15 protein-coding genes are annotated in these 18,070 nt (G+C 30.1%); all 15 read left to right on the top strand.

What is annotated here, in order from left to right:
• Position 1: 1 nt before the first annotated feature.
• The 15 genes from B6K90_RS13620 (at position 2) to rfbA (ending at position 18,059) form a co-directional block, all read left to right on the top strand.
• Entirely contained in the window at positions 2-1,345 is a 1,344-nt protein-coding gene (locus B6K90_RS13620) for an O-antigen ligase family protein (RefSeq protein ID WP_088013316.1), read from the top strand.
• Complete coding sequence (locus B6K90_RS13625; protein ID WP_088013317.1) at positions 1,338-2,462, top strand: glycosyltransferase; 1,125 nt, start codon at positions 1,338-1,340, stop codon at positions 2,460-2,462. The genes B6K90_RS13620 and B6K90_RS13625 overlap by 8 nt, the downstream gene beginning before the upstream one ends.
• Positions 2,463-2,694: 232 nt before the next feature.
• On the top strand, positions 2,695-3,975 hold the full coding sequence (locus B6K90_RS13630) for an oligosaccharide flippase family protein (protein WP_167555365.1): 1,281 nt from the start codon (positions 2,695-2,697) through the stop codon (positions 3,973-3,975).
• A gap of 15 nt (positions 3,976-3,990) precedes the next feature.
• Complete coding sequence (locus B6K90_RS13635; RefSeq protein ID WP_088013319.1) at positions 3,991-4,848, top strand: glycosyltransferase family 2 protein; 858 nt, start codon at positions 3,991-3,993, stop codon at positions 4,846-4,848.
• Between the two features lie 2 nt (positions 4,849-4,850).
• Positions 4,851-5,753, top strand: a complete 903-nt coding sequence (locus tag B6K90_RS13640) for a glycosyltransferase family 2 protein (protein WP_088013320.1) — start codon at positions 4,851-4,853, stop codon at positions 5,751-5,753.
• Between the two features lie 216 nt (positions 5,754-5,969).
• The gene (locus B6K90_RS13645) at positions 5,970-7,343 is read left to right on the top strand and encodes a sugar phosphate nucleotidyltransferase (protein ID WP_088013321.1); all 1,374 of its coding nucleotides are present in this window, start codon (positions 5,970-5,972) and stop codon (positions 7,341-7,343) included.
• 61 nt (positions 7,344-7,404) lie between these two features.
• Entirely contained in the window at positions 7,405-8,070 is a 666-nt protein-coding gene (locus B6K90_RS13650) for an acyltransferase (RefSeq protein WP_212667546.1), read from the top strand.
• A 36-nt stretch (positions 8,071-8,106) separates the two neighbouring features.
• Complete coding sequence (locus tag B6K90_RS13655; protein ID WP_088013323.1) at positions 8,107-9,165, top strand: glycosyltransferase; 1,059 nt, start codon at positions 8,107-8,109, stop codon at positions 9,163-9,165.
• A gap of 69 nt (positions 9,166-9,234) precedes the next feature.
• Entirely contained in the window at positions 9,235-10,200 is a 966-nt protein-coding gene (gene manA, locus B6K90_RS13660; protein WP_088013324.1) for a mannose-6-phosphate isomerase, class I, read from the top strand.
• 87 nt (positions 10,201-10,287) lie between these two features.
• Positions 10,288-12,015, top strand: coding sequence for a phospho-sugar mutase (locus B6K90_RS13665; protein WP_088013325.1), 1,728 nt, complete (start codon positions 10,288-10,290; stop codon positions 12,013-12,015).
• A gap of 133 nt (positions 12,016-12,148) precedes the next feature.
• On the top strand, positions 12,149-13,150 hold the full coding sequence (gene galE, locus B6K90_RS13670) for a UDP-glucose 4-epimerase GalE (RefSeq protein ID WP_088013326.1): 1,002 nt from the start codon (positions 12,149-12,151) through the stop codon (positions 13,148-13,150).
• A gap of 151 nt (positions 13,151-13,301) precedes the next feature.
• Positions 13,302-14,249, top strand: coding sequence for a polyisoprenyl-teichoic acid--peptidoglycan teichoic acid transferase TagU (gene tagU / locus B6K90_RS13675; protein WP_328588115.1), 948 nt, complete (start codon positions 13,302-13,304; stop codon positions 14,247-14,249).
• Between the two features lie 548 nt (positions 14,250-14,797).
• Positions 14,798-15,673: a UTP--glucose-1-phosphate uridylyltransferase GalU gene (gene galU, locus B6K90_RS13680; protein WP_088013327.1), complete on the top strand. Its 876-nt coding sequence runs from the start codon at positions 14,798-14,800 to the stop codon at positions 15,671-15,673.
• Between the two features lie 395 nt (positions 15,674-16,068).
• Positions 16,069-16,989, top strand: a complete 921-nt coding sequence (gene tagU / locus B6K90_RS13685) for a polyisoprenyl-teichoic acid--peptidoglycan teichoic acid transferase TagU (protein WP_088013402.1) — start codon at positions 16,069-16,071, stop codon at positions 16,987-16,989.
• Between the two features lie 191 nt (positions 16,990-17,180).
• Positions 17,181-18,059 carry a glucose-1-phosphate thymidylyltransferase RfbA gene (rfbA, locus tag B6K90_RS13690; protein ID WP_088013329.1) on the top strand — a complete coding sequence of 293 codons (879 nt, stop codon included), beginning with the start codon at positions 17,181-17,183 and terminating at the stop codon, positions 18,057-18,059.
• Positions 18,060-18,070 lie beyond the last annotated feature (11 nt).

An 18,070-nucleotide genomic window follows, 5' to 3' on the forward strand; every position in this document is an offset into this window, starting at 1 on the left:
AATGATAAATATCTTAAAAAAGGATAATTTTAGTAAATTTATAAATTTATTACTAATCTTATGGGCCATAGTAATAAGTGCGATTTCTGCAACCTATGATACAAAAATCATATTAGCAATTGCAATGATAGGATTATTTTTCTTAGTACTATATTTTCCATATTACACGCTAATTATTTTAATACTATTAAATGAAAAGTTATTTTATTTTGTATCAGATAACCCGTTTCATATTTATATTTTTGGAGTAATTATTTTTGCTTTATTTGTATGTTTGATTAAAAGGAAATTTTCTAAAATGCAGTTTTCATTTCAAATTTTATTTTTAGTTTTATGGGTCATTTTGGAGATAATAAATGCAAATATTATAATTTCACAACCAATAACTAAAGGTATTATAGGTATATTAATGTTTTTTAAATATTTATTATATTTCTATTTTATGCTGTATTTTAATGCGAAAAGTATATCTAGAGTAAAAGATATTTTAATAAATACAGGTATTATTGCTGCAATAATTTATATTGCTCAGGCTATTGTATATCCCAAAATTATTTTCTTGGATGTTATTTTTTCAATTCGAGATGGAAATGTAAGGTTTTATGAGGGGATGTCATTAGTAATTTTTTCATTATTCATGTATTTAGATAGTTGGCTTAAAGGTAATAAAAAAGGTATTTCTAACATCCTGTATTTATCAATCTATGTAGTTTATTTTCTATTTGTATGTAATACAAGAAATGTTAATATAGCATTAATTGGAACAATAATAATAATATGGATAATTAATTCTGACTTTAGAACAAAAGCTAAAAAAATAGTAGTAGGGTTAGCTGTTTTTTTAATATTAGTTGGGATCTCAATATCCCTTAATTATATCAATTTTCAATCTAGTGTAATTGATGAAATAGCTCATGGTACAGGTTCTATTGGTTTTAGATTTCAAGAAATTAATTATTATCTTCAAAAGTTTTTGGAGAAACCTTTGATGGGTTGGGGGATTTATAATGATTCTTATATAGATTCCTATTATTTGTTGGGAAGGGATAAAGGATATTATACTGGAGATATAGGCATTCTAGGATTTGCTTTTCAAGTTGGAATTTTTGGTATACTCCTTTTCTTAAGTTTTATTTTTTATATAAGTAGAAGAGTAGCAGTTAATGAGAAATGTAATAAAAAGAACTATATATATATATGGCTTATGATAATATTTATTTTATTATCATTGCCTTCTGGTTTTTACTTACAAGATTCTTCTACGATACTTTATATAGTTTTATTTTTAGTAATTTTTGAAAAAGAATCAGTTTTTGATTTAGAGCAAGGTGATAAAAATGTTTAAGAAACTTACTAAGGATTTTCTCAATAGAAAATTAAGAAATTATAGATTTATAGAGAATATTAATAAAAATTATATTAAAGATCAAAAAACGATTTTATTTATATATTTAAACAATAATTATTATATAGACAAATCTAAAAATGTTGCTCATACAAATATATTTGAAGCTCAACAAATGATAAATGTATTAACTGAACTAGATTTTTGTATTGATGTAGTTAATTGTATGGACAATATGGCTAAAGAAATTTTAAAAAATAAAAAGTATGATTATATTCTAGGAATAGGCAATTTGTTCTATGAAGCATGTAAATCTAATAAGGAAGCAATAAAAATATTATATGTTACAGAGAATCCACCGTGGATTTCTTATGAAAAAGAAAAAGAGAGAATAGATTATTATTATTTTCGTAAGAATAAAAAAGTACACATATCCAGAAGTGGTGTGTTTTATAAAGACAATCACTTTGAAAACATTGATTTTTGTATCACTTTAGGAGAAGAATATTATTATAAAGATTTCCCGTTCAAAACTTATAGATTACATCCAACATATCTAGAAAACAAAGAATATAAAATTAGTAATAGAGGCAATGCAAATAAAAATTTTTTATGGTTTGGTTCTAATGGTGCCGTTCATAAAGGTTTAGACTTATTAATAGATATTTTTACTGAAAGAAATGATTTGAATCTTTTTATATGTGGATTAACGGATAAGGATAGGAAAATATTAAGAATCAATAGTGAGAATATTTTTGATATAGGAAAAATCGATGTACAACAAAAAGAATTCATTAATATATGTGATAAATGTGATTTCATGATTTTTCCATCTTGTTCTGAAGCTACATCCACAGCGGTTTTAACTGCAATGCGACATGGATTAATCCCAATTGTATCAAAAGGAATTGGTTTCGATAAATTTATTGATCATTGTATCTTGTTAGATGATTATAAAATTGAATATATAAATAGTGTAATTGATGAATGTTTGACGCTTGATTATGATTATATATTCTCTAGAAGAATGGCAATACAAAAGTTTACAATCAATAAATTTAAATTAGAAGAATTTACAAATAATTTTAAAAAAATTATGATAGAAATTTGTGATTAATTTAGATAATATCCTTTAAAATCATATGAACTAATTAATTTTTATTCATGAAAAATTAATTAGTACAATAAAAAATTGGCTACGGTATGAGACGTTGCCAATTTTTTTATTAATTTTAATAGAAGTACGAACTTAACTAAAATATAGAACAAATGGGATGTTCTAAACTAGTTAAAAGTAGCTAATGGTTTTAATTTGGAAAGTTACCTTATTTAAGGGTGGTATTTTTGAAATGAATTATAATATAGGAAAAAATAATCTTATTAATTACACTTTTAGATTACTAATTTTACTTTTAGGCTTTATAAGTGTAAGGATTACAATTGATTATCTAGGTAAAAATTTATATGGTTTATGGGCAACAATTATCTCAATTATTGGTTGGATTAATTTAACAGATTTAGGAATAGGAAATGGTTTAAGAAATCGTCTAGGCGAAGCATTAGCAAAACAAAACAAAAAAGAGGCAAAGCAATTAGTATCTACAGCATATATCGGAATTACTATAATAATGTTAATTATTTTTATAATTGCTTCTATTATTCTATGTGTATTATTTTCAATGAATAAAATCTCTCAAGGCTTATTAACACCCATTTTCATTACTCTAGGAGGCTTTTGCTTAAACTTTATTTTAGGTACATGTAGAAATATAGCTTATAGCATACATCGAAGTGGCCAAGTGACAATTACTCAGTTTATATCAGCAATATTATCTGTTTTGGGTACAATTCTAATTTCTAAATTTAGTGAAGAGAATTTGATCTTATACTCTATAGTTAGTTTTTTGGCTTTATGTATTTCGAATATAATTCTAACTATTTCTATTATTAATAAAAGAAATGAATTAGTGCCTAAAATAAGTTATTTTAACAAAAGTAAGGTTAAAAATATTATGAATATCGGCATAAAATTCTTTCTCTTACAGATTTACGTATTAATAATGTTTTCTACAGATAATTTTATAATTAATAATTTTATTAATAGTAGTGCTGTAGCTGATTTTTCTATAATTAGTAAAGTTTTTAATTCAGGAAATGATTTATTTTCAATTATGTTAATTACTTTATGGTCAGCTGTTACTCATGCAATGACAACTAAAAATATTAGTTGGATAATAAAAGCAAGAAAAAAATTATTGCTTATGCTTATACCATATTCTATGGGGTGCTTATTTGTTGGATTTTTTTTAAATGATATTACTAGAGTTTGGTTGGGTAGAAGTGATGTAAGGTACGATTTCTTTACTACTAGTATTTTTATTATCAGTGGTGTTGTGTTAGCTTGGAATGCAATAAATGTAAATATACTAAATGGGATGGGAAAATTAGATTTACAATTGAAGCTTTGTATAGTTGCTGCAATTTTAAATATCCCTTTATCAATCTATATGATAAAAGTATGTGATTTTGGTATGGGAGGGGTCAAGCTCGCTACACTAATTTGTCTTTTAATAACCGCCATACCTCTATCGATACAGGTTAGTTATGAGTTGAAAAATTTTCAAAAATAGAAAGGAAGTTATAAATTGTATAAAGTAAGTATTGTGATACCGATTTATAATGGTATCGAGAATACCTTAATATGTCTAAATTCATTAAGCCATATAAAGTATATTAATTATGAAGTAATTGTTGTAGATGATGGTTCTACGGACAATAGTTCAGAAATAATACTTAAGAATTATCCTAAAGTAAAATTATTATATGGAGATGGAAATCTTTGGTGGTCTGGAGGGGTTAATAAAGGCATAAAATATGCCTTAGAAAACGGAAGTGACTATGTTTTACTACTGAACAATGATAATTTTATTGAAAATGATATTTTGGAAATATTGATGAATGTAAGTAATAATTACCCTAATTCAATTATTTCGTCAGCTGTTTATGATTCGAAAAATAATGAGTTAATAGATGCAGGAGGATTCTTTTCTTTGAAACAAGGGTTAAAATTATACAAAAAGTATGAAGACGTTAACCAATGTAGAGAGATAGAATGGTGTGGAGGAATGGGAGTACTGATTCCTAAAAATATATTTGAAAATATAGGCTTATTTGATGATATTAGTTTTCCACAATACTATGGTGATGCTGATTTTATGTATCGGGCAAGAAAATTACGATATAAAATATTAAGTGTGCCATTTAGTAAAGTTTATAATAATGTAGAAACAACTGGGTTAAGTGCAAAGATAGCAAACTTTAAAGATTTAAAAGATGTCCTATTTAGTATTAGATCTAACAATAATATAATCATTAACTGGAAATTCTATAAGAGACATTTTGGTGTATTGAGAACAATTTCTGTAATAATTAGTAGATATTATTATATTATTGGAGGGTTTACAAAGAGATTTCTTAAATTTAGGATTATTAAGGGAAGTTGATTATGAAAAAAGTAGGGATTTGTATATGTACTTATAAAAGGGATACATTACTCTTAAAACTAATTGATTCACTCATTAATCAGACGACTAATATTAATATTAGCTTTGATATAATTATTGTGGATAATTACGGTAAATCAGACATTGGAAATATTTTAAAAAATATCGACACAAATATTAATATTATATATCAAGTCGAGAGTCAAAGAGGAATTTCGTATGCTCGAAATAGATGTATTGATGTAGCTTTAGATAACAATTACGATTATATAATATTTATTGATGATGATGAAGTTGCAAGTAGTGATTGGCTATATAATATGATAACAACTGTTCAGAAGTTTAACTCAAGTGTAGTAAAAGGACCAGCAATTACTATATATAATGATAATACCAGTAAATGGATTAAAAATACTAAATTTTTTGATGAAAAATTATCATCAACTGGAACGGAATTACATCATTGTGCAACGAACAATACTCTAATTTCTACTTCAATATTAAGAAAGCACAAATATAAATTTGATCCTAGGTACAATCTATCGGGTGGAGAGGATACTATGTTTTTTAAAAAAATGGTAATAGACGGCCATAAAATAGTATTTTGTTCAGAAGCAAAAGTTTACGAAAACCTTCACAAAGAAAGACAAAATATGAAATATATGCTAAAAAGAGTTTATGTTAATTCGATTTCATATATAAAAATTGAAAAAGAGTTAGCTTATAGTAAAAAAGATATATTTCTTAGAATAGTTAAGGCAATAGTTCATATATTAACTGGAATTGTTTTTTTTCCAGTATTAATATTTAAAGGAAAAACTGGAGTATTTTATTCTTTAAGTTATTTAATAAAAGGTATTGGCCAACTAAGTGGTTTTTTCAATAAAAATGTAAAATTGTATTAGAAAATTTTTCAATAATGATTTATAACTAACCGCTAGAGTAGAATCTAGTGGTTTTTCTTATACTTAATAAATAAGGATTTCTAGAATAGAAATCAACATATGTAATATTTATCTGGTTGGCCAGATAAATTGTAAATTTAGGAAAAGATTATTATAAAGAATATATAAATAATTTCAAATAGTTAAATTAATACAATTAATCAGAGGTGAGACACTATGCGTTTAGTCCTTTTATCAGGTGGGTCAGGAAAACGACTTTGGCCACTATCAAATGACTCACGATCAAAACAATTTTTAAAAGTATTGTTGAATGAACAGAATGAGTTAGAATCAATGGTTCAAAGAGTCTGGAGTCAATTAGCGAGCTTAGGAGTAGCTGGAAATACTGTAATCGCGACAAGTAAAACACAAACAGAAATGATTAAAAGTCAAATAGGTGAAGAAGTGAAAACAATTGTTGAACCGGAACGGCGTGATACATTCCCAGCAATTGCACTAGCTTCTTCTTTTTTATTTTCAGAAGAACTTGTAGATGAAAATGAAATTGTTGCAGTGTTACCAGTTGATCCATACGTTGATAAAGCATTTTTTAAACGTGTTTTAGATTTAGAAAATATTTTGAAAAATTCTGATGCAGATTTGGCATTAATGGGAATTAACCCAACTTATCCTTCATCAAAATATGGATATATAGTTCCGTCAACGGTAAATGATGGGGTTATCCAAGTAAGTCATTTTAAAGAAAAGCCTTCTGAATTAGAAGCAGAAGAATTAATTAATGATGGCGCAATATGGAATAGTGGCGTATTCGCATTTCGTTTAGGATCAATGTTAAAAATTCTTGAAGAAAAAGATCTACCACTTGTTTATAGCGAATTATCATCAAATTATAGTAAACTACCAAAAATTAGCTTCGACTATGAAGTTGTTGAAAAAACAGATAAAATTGTTGCGATTGGTTACGAGGGCTATTGGAAAGACCTAGGAACTTGGAATACGTTAACTGAGGAAATGGGTTCTGATACACTAGGACAAGTTTTTAAATGGGGTAATTGTGAAAATACTCATGTCATTAATGAATTGCATATTCCTGTAACAGTAATGGGGATTCAAGATGCTATTGTTTCGGTTGGTCCTGATGGCATATTAGTTTCTGAAAAAATGGCAAGTCAGAAGATCAAAGAAGTTGTTGAAAATCTAGATCAGCGTCCTATGTTTGAAGAACGTCGTTGGGGTTCATATCGTGTACTTGACCAAATGGTATATGATAATGGAACACATAATGTAACCAAACGAATTAATGTGAAACCCGGAAAAAATTTAAGTTATCATCGTCATCAGCACTGTGAAAAAGTTTGGACGATTGTAAAAGGTGAAGGAATATATGTTATTAATGGACAAATAAATGTTGTTCGCGAGGGTGATGTATTAACTATACCAGTTGGATATTTCCACTCATTAAAAGCCATTACTGATTTAGAATTTATTGAAGTTCAAACGGGTTACCCAGTTGTTGAAGGCGACATTGAACGTAAGTATTTAGAGTGGTTAGAAATCGAACGTGAGTGCTATAGTACGCTAAGAAAATAATTAGTATTAAATATATTAACTTTATTAAATTTAATATATTAATATAGATTGGAGAATTATTTTGAAATTTTCGGAAATATATTTATTGACAAGAGCTATACCGAAAACAATTTATTTTAATTTTAGGTATTTTAAATTTCGTACAGCAATTAAGATGCCAGTTTTGATATCTCATAATGTTCGTTTATTAAAGACTAAAGGTAAAGTAATTATCGAAAATTCGAATCCAACTTTGTTTGACATAAGAATAGGTTTTGGAGATGTTGGAATATTTGATAAGCAGAGGTCAAGAACGATCTGGGAAAATAGTGGAGTAATAATTTTTAAAGGTAGAGCATCGATAGGGCATGGTTCAAAAATATCGGTTGCTGGATTATTAGAGATTGGTAATAATTTTAGAATTTCTGCTGAAAGTTCAATTGTTTGCTTTAAACAAATTAGTATTGGCCATGATGTATTAATGTCATGGGAGACATTAATAATGGATACAGATTTTCATATTATTAAGAACCATAAAGATGAAATAATAAATAATGATAAAGAAATCATAATTGGAAATAAAGTTTGGATAGGATGTAGATGTACAATTTTAAAAGGTACTATAATAGGGGATGGCAATGTTGTTGCAGCAAATAGTGTAGTAACTGCTAATTATAATAATGAAAACTCTATTATTGGTGGGAATCCTATACGAACTTTAAAAGATAAAATTTATTGGATGGCCTAATAAATAGAAACATTAAATTTAGGGTAAAAGTTGAATATGAAAACAATTAGCTATTATATTTCAGACTACGGGTACGGTCACGCTTCGAGAAGTATTGCCGTTATCCGTAATTTTTTAAATAGAACATCAGATGTTAGAGTAATTATTTGTAATTCGTTCGCTATAGAATTTTTAAAAGAATCTTTAGCTGACTATGGTGAACGTGTTGTTTTTCATGAAGTTCAGACCGATATCGGATATGTGCTAAAAAAAGACTCACTTGAACCAGACCCTATTAGACTACTAAAACAACTTCAAGCTTTCTATGAAAATTGGGAAGATATAGTTGAAAATGAGTTGGAATATTTTAAAGATAAAGTTATTGTTGGCATTTTAACAGATATATCACCGATAGGTATAGAGGTAGGATCTCGACTAGGAATCCCGACAATAGGTATCTCAAACTTTACTTGGTATTCTGCTTACAAAGATTTAGTAGATGAAAACCAGTTAGGAAGATTAAGAAATTCCTATGAGAAAATGGATTTTTATTTTGCGCTTGCTACAAATCAAGAGAAATTGGGCAGAATTGACCAGTTGGATTTTTCATTCTTTAGTAGAACGATAAAACAAGAAGAAGTAAATCGTATAAGGAATTTTGTAAATCCACAAGGTAACAAAAAGGTTGTTTTTGTTGGCATAGGTATGAAGATAGATGTACCATTAATGGGTTTACCAGTTTGGTCTAATAATGAAAACGTCTATATTGTTTCCTCAAATGTCCAAGTTGAAGGAGAAAATATTTTTAAAATTCCTTTCAACTATACAGAATCACAAAACTATATCGCAGCAAGTGACATTGTTATTACGAAAGCAGGCTGGGGTACAGTTAGTGAGGCTGTAAATCTAGGAAAGTCATTATATGTCATTGACAGACAGTCCTTAAATGAAGATCGCAATACAATTTCTTATTTAACAAATCATAATTTGGCTCAAATAATCACTTTAGAAGAATTATATAAATTCAAAGATTTACCTATTCGAGAATCAATTAAAAGTAATAATGAAGTAGATCTTATTGTAAATAAATTTTGTGAAATATTGAATATTAAGTAATGAATCCTAAAGCCATCTAGAAATTCTAGATGGCTATTGTTTTAGAATAAATGAGGAAGGATTATGTAAATGGACTTATTACTAAAAAAACAGGATCTTTTCTTTTTTAATCCTGTATTTCAAGAACGTATTTGGGGTGGAACTCAACTAAAAGATATCTTCGGTTACGATATTCCTAACGATAAAACAGGTGAATGCTGGGCAATTTCAGCGCATGAAAATGGTCCAAGTATCGTAGTTAATGGTGAATTTAGTGGATTATCTTTAAGTGAACTTTGGAACCAACAAAGACATTTATTTGGAAATTTACATTGTGAGAAATTCCCACTATTAACAAAAATATTAGACGCAAAGGAAGATTTATCAGTACAAGTTCATCCTAATGATACATATGCTCAAATCAATGAGAACGGTGAGTTAGGAAAAACTGAGTGCTGGTATGTTCTTGATTGCGAAGAAAATGCTGAATTAATACTTGGCCACAATGCTCAATCAAAAGCTGAGTTTCTTTCCGCAATTAAAGAGAACAGATGGGATGAAGTTCTTCGTCGAATTAAGATAAAGCCGGGAGATTTTTTCTATATACCAAGCGGAACAGTACACGCAATTTGTAAAGGAACATTAATCCTAGAAACTCAACAAAATTCAGACACAACATATCGTCTGTATGATTATGATCGACGAGATGATAATGATAATTTAAGAGAGTTACATATAGAAAAGTCAATGGACGTCATTACTTTTCCTCATGTAGATGCTAACTCCCTAGAAAATGAGTTTGAACAAGAAGGTACCTTAATTACAGAATTTGTAAACAATGAATTCTTCTCTGTTGAAAGATGGGAAGTTACAGAAACTACTACTCTCTCAAATAATAATCCTTTCATTTTAGTTAGTGTAGTTGAAGGTGAAGGCTCTATTACTATTAATGAGGATACATGTTCTTTAAAAAAAGGTGACCACTTCTTAATTCCATGTTATGTAAAGGAATTTACTGTTGATGGTCAAATGGTTTTAATTACATCTCATGTGTAATAAGGAGAAATTTAAGGTCTTTAAGTAATTGGCTGCTTCTAATTTACAGTCAATTTTATATTTTTTGATAATAAGAGGTAATAATATATGAACCATATAGATCAATTTAATAGATGGTACAACCATCCAACATTAGATACTGAATTAAAAACTCAACTAGAACAAATGAAATCAAATGAAAAACTAATAGAAGACAGCTTTTACAAAAACCTTGAGTTCGGAACAGGTGGCATGCGAGGAGAACTAGGCGCAGGAACAAACAGACTTAACATTTACACAGTAAGAAAAGCATCAGAAGGACTAGCACGTTTCATAGAAAACCAAGGTGAAGAAGCAAAAAGCCAAGGAGTAGTAATTGCTTACGATTCACGTCACAAATCACCTGAATTTGCAATGGAGGCTGCAACAACTCTCGGAGATCATGGAATTAAAACATATGTATTCGAAAGCTTAAGACCAACTCCAGTATTGTCGTTTGCTGTTCGTTATTTAGGTGCATTTAGTGGAATCGTTCTAACAGCAAGTCATAACCCACCAGAGTACAACGGATATAAAGTATATGGTCCTGATGGAGGACAATTGCCACCTGCAGAAGCAGATGCATTAACGAAATTCGTAGATCAAGTTGAAGATGAATTAACAGTTGAAGTAACTTCAAAGGAAGATTTACTTTCTAATGGCTTACTAGAAATGATTGGCGAAAAAGTAGATACTGCTTATTTAGAAGAGTTAAAGACAGTTGTTGTAAATTCTGAAATCGTTGAAAAGCACGCGAAGGAATTAAATATTGTCTTCTCTCCGTTACACGGGACATCAAACATTCCTGTTCGTAATGGATTAAGAATGCTAGGTTACGAGAATGTAACTGTAGTCAAAGAACAGGAGCTTCCAGATCCGAATTTTACAACTGTTAAGTCTCCGAATCCAGAAGAACACGCAGCATTCGAATTAAGTATTAAGTATGGTGAGCAAGTAAATGCAGACGTATTAATTACAACTGATCCAGATGCAGACCGTTTAGGTGTTGCTGTGCGTAACTCTGAAGGAGAGTTTACGATTCTAACAGGTAACCAAACTGGTGCATTAATGCTTGAGTACTTATTGTCACAAAAGAAAGCACTTGGTACATTACCTGAAAATGGAGTTGTTTTAAAAACAATCGTTACGTCTGAAATTGGACGAGTAATAGCACAAAGTTATGGAATTGATACAATCGACACACTTACAGGATTTAAGTTTATTGGTGAGAAAATTAAAGAATATGAACAATCTGATGAATACAAATTCCAATTTGGCTATGAAGAAAGCTATGGCTACTTAATCCGAGATTTTGTACGCGATAAAGATGCTGTTCAATCCGTATTGTTAGCTTGTGAAGTAGCAGCATATTATAAGTCTCAAGGTAAAACATTATATGATGGATTACTAGAAATCTTTGAAAAGTACGGCTACTTTCAAGAAGATTTAGTATCAATGACACTTAAGGGGAAAGATGGAGCTGAGCAAATTCAACAAATGATGAATGAGTTTCGTATGAACCCACCTAAAGAGTTTGCTGGTCTTGAAGTTGCAGTTATTGAAGATTATAAGGAAAGTACTAAAACGATATTTAAAGATGATATAACAAACGAGATCAATCTACCAAAATCAAATGTTTTAAAATACATTTTATCAGATGAATCATGGTGCGCATTACGTCCATCTGGTACTGAACCAAAAATTAAATTCTATTTTGGAGTTAAAGGTAATTCTTTAACTAATAGCTGTGAAAAATTAGAAGCAATTAAGAAAGATGTATTAAGTCGTTTTGAATAATAAAGAAATTAAAGCACAGTGAATCCTTGGATCCTGTGCTTTTTTATTTTTTGACTTAGATTAAAGAACAATTTTTTGTTAGGGAAAGACTGATTTTCAATATAAATAGAAGAAGCTAAAGGAGGAGATTTTCATGATTTTAGTAGTTGGTGGAGCCGGATACATAGGCAGTCATACAGTTAAAGAACTAGCTGATCAAAACTATGAAGTAGTTGTATTAGATAATCTAACAACTGGTCACCGAGATGCAGTAGATGAACGTGCAATTTTTGTTGAAGGTGATTTAGGTGACGCAAACGTTTTAGAGACGGTATTTTCAACTTATAAAATTGATGCCGTGATGCATTTTGCAGCTTATAGTCTAGTAGGTGAATCAGTAACGAATCCTTTAAAATATTACCAAAACAATGTTGGTGCGACATTAACATTATTAGAAAATATGATGAAGTTTAACGTGAAGAAATTTATATTCTCTTCTACTGCAGCAACATACGGAATTCCTGAGGTAGATGTTATTACTGAAGAAACAGTTACAAATCCAATCAATCCATACGGCCAATCAAAATTAATGATTGAAAAAATACTAGCTGACTTCCATAAAGCATATGGGCTAGGTTATGTTGTATTACGTTACTTTAATGCAGCGGGAGCTCATGCAACAGGATTAATTGGAGAGGATCATACTCCTGAAACACATTTAATTCCACTTGTACTACAGCATTTACTTGGTCAACGTGAGTCAATTAGTGTATTTGGAACTGATTACCGAACTCCAGATGGTACATGTATCCGTGATTATATCCATATTACTGACTTGGCATCAGCTCATATTTTAGCTCTAGAAAGTTTACTAGAAAATGGAGACCTAAATAAGACGTATAATTTAGGGAATGGTAAAGGATTTTCTGTAAAAGAGATTATTGAAACATGTGAACGAATTACAGATAAAAATGCAAATGTGATTTTTACTGACCGTCGTGAAGGTGACCCTGCTCAACTAATAGCTTCATCTAATAAGATCTATGAAGAATTAGGTTGGGAAACGAAGTATTCTTTAGAGCAAATAATTGAAACTGCCTGGAACTGGCATCAAAAGAATCCAAATGGATATAAGAAACAATTTATTATGAACTGAAGTTAACATGGCCTTCTTTAATGCGAGGGGTTATATTTTTTACTTTTCGAAAAATTAGCAAAAAAATTAGGCAAGCGACTATCAAATCAAGTAAGATAGAAATTAGGTAATTTTGTTTTTAGATTAAGTTCATAATTAAAGGAGAAAAATCTTGTCCAGATCACAAAAACAAGCAACTAAAAAAATGTCCACAGCAAAAAAAGTACTATTAATCGTACTTAGTTTATTAGTTGTCATCGGCTTAGGAATAGGCGGATATGCTTATTCAATCTACCATAATTTAAATAAGACATCAGATGCAATCTATAAAGACATAAAGAAAACTGAAAAACGTAAAGAAGAAGTAAGTGTTGAAAAGAAAGAACCTTTTTCAATTTTATTACTAGGTGTTGACCACCGTCCTGGTGATAAAGGTCGTTCGGATACAATGATTGTGTTAACAGTTAATCCGAATACGAACACGACAAAGATGGTGAGTATTCCACGTGATACAAGAACTGAAATCGTCGGAAAAGGTAAGCAAGATAAAATTAACCATGCTTATGCATTTGGTGGGATTCAAATGGCAGTTGACACGGTTGAAAACTTCTTAAATATTCCAATTGACTATTATCTTGAAGTAAACATGGAAGGCTTTAAAGATATCGTTGAAGCAGTAGGTGGAGTCGATGTAAATAATGACTTAGACTTTACTTATGAAGGTGTTCATTTTACGAAAGGGCCACTTCATTTGAATGGCGTTGATGCATTAAAGTATTCGCGTATGCGTAAGTTAGACAAACGAGGTGACTTTGGACGTCAGCTTCGACAAAGACAAGTTATTGAAGCGGTTGTTAAAAAGGGAGCAACGATCTCTTCTTTAACAAACTATCAACCCGTATTACAAGCGATTCAAAAAAATGTTGTGACGAATATTGGTTTAAACGATATGATTTCAGTTCAAAAAGATTATCGTGCGGCTGCGAAGAATATTACAGAAACTCAGATTACAGGTCAAGGTAAGCTGATTGATAAAATATATTATTTACTTGTATCTGAAGAAGACAGAAATAATATTTCAAAAGATCTTCGTCAGCATTTAGAATTACCTGCAGAATAATATTAATAATAAGAGCCATATTTTTAACGCTATGAAATGTTACCCGGATAATAGACTCTTAAAAAAGAGGTCAATTATCCGGGTATTTTTTTTCCTCATCGTTAACAACACTCCCTCTGATAAAAAACAGTTAATTTATTTTGTTAAACCTTAATCGTGAAAAAATTATATTTATATAATAACATATGTTACAATTTTACATAATGATTGTAATATGAATAGGTTTGAAAAGGTATTTAATCATTATAGTGCAGATAAACCTTCTATATTTATAGAAGTGTTAAACTAAATATTTTTAAAACTACTTAACGATATGTTAAGAAATTGTTATAATTAGGTCTATTGATAAAACGATGTTATTCCAATAAAATTATAAAGGTGAGATGTTACTGAGAGATTTAGGAGATTGAATTAATATTTGTTCAAAGAATACAATTGTCTGATTAGAAGATAGACGTCAGAGTAGATATCCTAGATTTTATTTGTTTAAATAGAGTTAATTGAATATGCAAGAAATTTTAATGTAGAAAAAAACAGGGGGACTTTTAATGAAAAAAGTAAGAAAAGCAATTATACCAGCTGCGGGGTTAGGAACACGTTTTTTACCTGCAACAAAAGCAATGCCAAAGGAAATGTTACCAATTGTAGACAAGCCAACAATTCAATATATAGTAGAAGAAGCCATTGAATCAGGAATTGAAGACATCATTATCGTAACAGGTAAAGGAAAACGTGCAATTGAAGATCACTTTGATTATTCATTTGAGCTAGAACAAAATTTATTAGAAAAAGAAAAATATGAGATATTAAAACAAGTTAAAGCTCCATCTAATATTGACATTCATTACATTCGTCAAAAAGAACCAAAAGGATTAGGTCATGCTGTTTGGTGTGCACGTAATTTTATTGGTAACGAACCATTTGCCGTATTACTTGGTGATGATATTGTCGAAGCTGAGACACCAGGATTAAAGCAGTTAATTGACCAATATAACAATACTTATTCATCTGTTATTGGGGTACAAACTGTTCCAGAAGAAGAAACTCATCGATATGGAATTGTAGATCCTAGCATGCAGGAAGGTAGAAGATATGAAGTAAAAAACTTTGTTGAAAAGCCAGCACCTGGTACAGCTCCTTCGAATTTAGCGATTATGGGTCGTTATGTCTTTACACCTGAAATCTTTATGTTCTTAGAAGAACAAACAATTGGCGCAGGTGGAGAAATTCAGTTAACCGATGCTATTCAAAAATTAAATTCAATTCAACGTGTTTTTGCATATGACTTTGAAGGAAAACGTCATGATGTTGGTGAAAAATTAGGATTTATTAAAACCACGATTGAGTTTGCTTTAAAGTATGATGATTTAAGAGATGATTTATTAAAATATTTACAGGACTTATTAACAGTAAATATTAAATAAGGATCGATGATTAGAAAAAAAGCAACGAGATTCGAACCAATCATTTTAAGCTCTAAATGATGGAAACTGTTGAAAAAAGATGGATTTATTTTTTACTTCTTTTGTTCTTATTTTATTATTACCAATTTTTATTGTAGTAACAAACTATTTTTATAAAATTAGAAGATGTGAAAGTTTCCAGTTTGCTTTTATCAAATTAGAGTATTAAAAATGGAAAAGAATTTAGAATGAACAAATTCCTCTGTTCGAGGGTTCTATCTATATTTTACCAAAAATGGTAAAATTAGCAGATAAAAACGAAGCGAGATAAAATAATTTTAGTTATTTTAATTGAAAATTAAGGTCATAAAAGGAGAAAACTCTTGTCTAGATCAGAAAAAAACTCAACTAAAAAAATGTCCACGGCAAAAAAAGTACTATTAATTGTAGTCAGTGTAATAGTTGTTATCGGTTTAGGAATAGGTGGGTATGCGTATTCAATTTACCATAATGTAAATAAGACGACGGATGCCATTTATAAAGGAATTAAGAAAACAGAGAAACGAAAAGAAGAAGTAAGTGTTGAAAAGAAAGAGCCTTTTTCAATTTTATTATTAGGTGTTGATCATCGTCCTGGTGATAAGGGGCGTTCGGATACGATCATTGTGTTAACGGTTAATCCGAATACTAATACAACTAAAATGGTTAGTATTCCACGTGATACAAGAACTGAAATTGTTGGAAAAGGTAAAGTAGATAAAATTAACCATGCTTATGCATTTGGTGGAATCCAAATGTCAGTTGATACAGTTGAGAACTTCTTAAATATTCCAATTGACTATTATCTTGAAGTAAATATGGAAGGGTTTAAAGATATTGTAGAAGCAGTAGGTGGAGTTGATGTGGTTAATAACTTAGACTTTACTTATGGTGGCGTACATTTTGAGAAGGGACCACTTCATTTGAATGGTGAGGATGCCCTAAAGTATTCTCGTATGCGTAAATTAGACCCACGAGGTGACTTTGGTCGTGAGGATCGACAAAGACAAATTATTGAAGCGGTAATCCAAAAAGGAGCTTCAATTTCTTCTTTAACTAACTATCAATCCGTTTTACAAGCGATTCAAAAGAATATTGTGACGAATTTCAAGTTAGACGATATGATCGCAATTCAAAAAAATTATCGTGCGGCTTCGAAAAGTATTAGTAAGTCTCAAGTGACTGGTGAAGGTAAGAAAATTGATGGTATCTACTATTATTTAGTTCCGCAAGAAGAACAAAACGCTATCTCAAAAGATCTTCGTCAGAATTTAGAGTTACCTGTAGAAACAAAATAATATTTAGTAAAATTTATTTAAACACTGTTAAAAAGTTTTTTTAACGGTGTTTATTTTTTTTTGATAAAAGTCACCAAAAAACCCACTCTTTATTCTCTAACTCACATATCCCCTAAGAATTTAACCTACACAACCCCTTAACTACCATCATAATAATATATATATTCCTAAATGTTTAGGAGGTCTTAACAATAAAAGGGATTATACTTGCAGGCGGCAGCGGTACTCGTCTGTATCCATTAACGATGGTGACTAGTAAACAACTATTACCTGTATACGATAAACCAATGATTTATTATCCATTATCTACTTTAATGCTAGCTGGTATTAGAGAGATTTTAATTATATCAACTCCAGAGGATCTGCCTCGTTTTGAGGCGTTATTAGGCGATGGTTCTCAGTTTGGGCTTTCATTGAAATATAAAGTACAGCCTAGTCCAGATGGGTTGGCTCAGGCTTTTATTATTGGTGAAGAGTTTATCGAAAACGACTCTGTTGCGATGATACTAGGTGACAATATTTATTACGGCAGCGGGTTGCGTAGTATTTTGAAGAAGGCAGCGATGAAAGAAAAAGGGGCAACAGTATTCGGTTATCATGTACAGGATCCTGAGCGATTTGGTGTTGTAGAGTTTGATGAGTCTGGAAAAGTTTTGAGTATTGAAGAAAAGCCCACGGCTCCGAAATCAAATTATGCAGTAACTGGATTGTATTTTTACGATAATCGTGTCATTGAAATTGCTAAAAGCGTAAAACCTTCCAATCGTGGAGAATTGGAGATTACTTCTGTAAATGAAGCTTATTTAAACTTAGGTGAATTAGAAGTGGAGTTACTAGGTCGCGGCTATACGTGGTTAGATACTGGAACGCATGAAAGCTTAGTTTCGGCAACGAATTTTGTAAAAACAATTGAAGAGCATCAAGGGATTAAAATCTCTGCTCCTGAAGAAGTTGCTTATATAAACGGTTGGATCGATAAAGAACAATTATTACATTTAAGCGAAGCGCTTAGTAAAACAAGTTATGGAAACTATTTACGAAAAGTTGCGGATGGAGAGATTAAATATTGAGGGGTCATTAT

The sequence above is a fragment of the Gottfriedia acidiceleris genome (assembly GCF_002128425.1).
Classification (GTDB): domain Bacteria; phylum Bacillota; class Bacilli; order Bacillales; family Bacillaceae_G; genus Gottfriedia; species Gottfriedia acidiceleris.

What these genes read in the sequence shown, in the direction of transcription:
- B6K90_RS13620 (WP_088013316.1), top strand. Translation starts at nt 2, where the DNA reads ATGATAAATATCTTAAAAAAGGATAATTTTAGTAAATTTATAAATTTA.
- B6K90_RS13625 (WP_088013317.1), top strand. Translation starts at nt 1,338, where the DNA reads ATGTTTAAGAAACTTACTAAGGATTTTCTCAATAGAAAATTAAGAAAT.
- B6K90_RS13630 (WP_167555365.1), top strand. Translation starts at nt 2,695, where the DNA reads ATGAATTATAATATAGGAAAAAATAATCTTATTAATTACACTTTTAGA.
- B6K90_RS13640 (WP_088013320.1), top strand. Translation starts at nt 4,851, where the DNA reads ATGAAAAAAGTAGGGATTTGTATATGTACTTATAAAAGGGATACATTA.
- B6K90_RS13645 (WP_088013321.1), top strand. Translation starts at nt 5,970, where the DNA reads ATGCGTTTAGTCCTTTTATCAGGTGGGTCAGGAAAACGACTTTGGCCA.
- B6K90_RS13655 (WP_088013323.1), top strand. Translation starts at nt 8,107, where the DNA reads ATGAAAACAATTAGCTATTATATTTCAGACTACGGGTACGGTCACGCT.
- manA (WP_088013324.1), top strand. Translation starts at nt 9,235, where the DNA reads ATGGACTTATTACTAAAAAAACAGGATCTTTTCTTTTTTAATCCTGTA.
- B6K90_RS13665 (WP_088013325.1), top strand. Translation starts at nt 10,288, where the DNA reads ATGAACCATATAGATCAATTTAATAGATGGTACAACCATCCAACATTA.
- galE (WP_088013326.1), top strand. Translation starts at nt 12,149, where the DNA reads ATGATTTTAGTAGTTGGTGGAGCCGGATACATAGGCAGTCATACAGTT.
- galU (WP_088013327.1), top strand. Translation starts at nt 14,798, where the DNA reads ATGAAAAAAGTAAGAAAAGCAATTATACCAGCTGCGGGGTTAGGAACA.
- tagU (WP_088013402.1), top strand. Translation starts at nt 16,069, where the DNA reads ATGTCCACGGCAAAAAAAGTACTATTAATTGTAGTCAGTGTAATAGTT.